This window comes from Streptomyces sp. NPDC039480 (assembly GCF_055597165.1).
Map to the genome: position 1 here is coordinate 1 of NZ_JBVITX010000031.1, position 1835 is coordinate 1835.

At 70.6% G+C, this 1835-nt stretch carries 1 protein-coding gene; it reads right to left on the reverse strand.

Annotation, left to right across the window (positions count from 1 at the left end; translation table 11 throughout):
• The coding region (locus tag ACZ56E_RS40625; RefSeq protein WP_471221999.1) for a condensation domain-containing protein at window positions 1-1835 on the reverse strand (1835 nt) is incomplete at both ends.

Here is a 1835-nt window from a genome sequence, read left to right on the forward strand (position 1 = left end):
CGAGCAACCTGAGCCTCCACCAACTCATGCAGACAGGCCTCACCCACCTCATGCGAACCGCCCTGCCACTCGGAGAAGAGCAGGCCGCGCTCGGCTTCGGGAAGGAACGAAACCCGCGCGTCCCCGTCGGCGTCGGCGGCCATGGCCTCCAGAACCGACCGGAACATGCCCACGATCCGCTGACCGTGGACGCGAGCGAGGTCACGGGTGTTGGCCTGCAGGGCGACCTTGCTGGGCGAAGCGGTGATACTGAGCGCGAACTCGGTCACGCCGTTGCCGAAGCTTCCGCTGGTGTCCACCTTCTCGGTGTCCACGTGGTGGAAGTTCTGGTAGTTGAACAGGGAGTCGATGAGGCGGCCGCCGCCGGCCTCGCGCTGGATCTCCGGCATCGGGAAGCGGCGGTGGCCCCACAGCTCCACCTCGCGGGCGAACGTCCGCTGCACCAGCTCGCGCCAGGTGCGGGCGCCCCGGTCGGCAGGGAAGGGCAGGGTGTTGAGATACATGCCGTACACCCGGTCCGCGCCCGACACCTCCGGCCTGGCGTCGCACACCAGGCCGGTGTGGAACGCGGGCTCGTCGGTGAGCATGCTCAGGACCTTCAGATGCGCCGCGAGCAGCACGCTCTTGAACGACGCGTTCGCCGTGGCCGCCAGGGCCTTCAGGCCGCTCTCCAGGTCGGCGCTCGAGGTTTCGAGCGCGTACTCCTCGCCCGCATCGTCGGCGGTCGTGCTCTCCCAGCCCGAGGGGAGCGCGAACGGCACGTGGTCGGCCACGATGCCGCGCCAGTAGCCGCGGTCCTCGTCGGAGTCGAGGGACTCCAGCTCACCGGCGATGAAGTCGGCGTAGCGGACGCCAGGCGCGTCGTAGGGCTCCGGCTCCAGGCCGTCCCGCAACCGCATGTAGATGCCGATCAGCTCCATCAGGAGCGATTCGTTGCTCCAGCCTTCGGTGATCGCGTGGTTCTGGGTGACGGCGAGCCGCCAGCCGCCCGCCCGCTCCAGGAAGACGGTGAAGCGCAGCTGGGGAGCGCTCTGCAGGTCGAAGACCGTGTCACGGTCTTCGACGACCAGGTCGTAGAGCGCCTGGCGGCGCGCGGCGTCGTCCAGGTGCCGCAGGTCGTGGACGGCGACGGGGATCTCGGCCCGCGCGTGCACGAGCTGCAGCGGCAGCGAGCAGGAGGAGAAGTCGAAGGACGTCCGCAGCACGTCGTGCCGCTCCGCCACCACGGCCGCGGCCTGCCGCAGCGCGTCGGCCGAGAACGGCTTGTCGTCGCGCACCCAGTGGGCAGCCGATCCGTGGTACGTGTTGCGGTCCGTGTCCGCCAGCATCTCGACGACCATGCCGGTCTGCACCTGCGACAGCGGGTAGGCGTCCACGACGCCCTCGGTCAGCTCGGCCCGGTCATCGGCGGAGATCAGCGCGAACGGCTCGACGCCCCGCACTTCCCGCGCCTCGGGCACCGGGGCCTGTTCGCCGGACACCGCCTCGCACAGCGCGGCGATCGTGCGGCACTGGAAGACCTGCTGGATCGTCGCGTCGAACCCGATGGCGCGCAGGGCGCCGACGAGGGCGACGGCGCGGATGGAGTCGCCGCCCAGGTCGAAGAACGAGTCCTCGATGCCGACCCGCTCCTGGCCGAGCACCTGGGCCCACACCGATGCCACTCCCATTTCGACCAGCGTCCGCGGTGCCACGTACTCGCGGCGCGCGAAGGCGTCTCCCTCGGGGGCGGGCAGGGCGCGCTTGTCGAGCTTGCCGTTCGCGGTCAGCGGCAGCGCCGCCAGCTCCACGAACGCGGCCGGCACCATGTAGTCGGGCAGCGTACGGCCCAACTC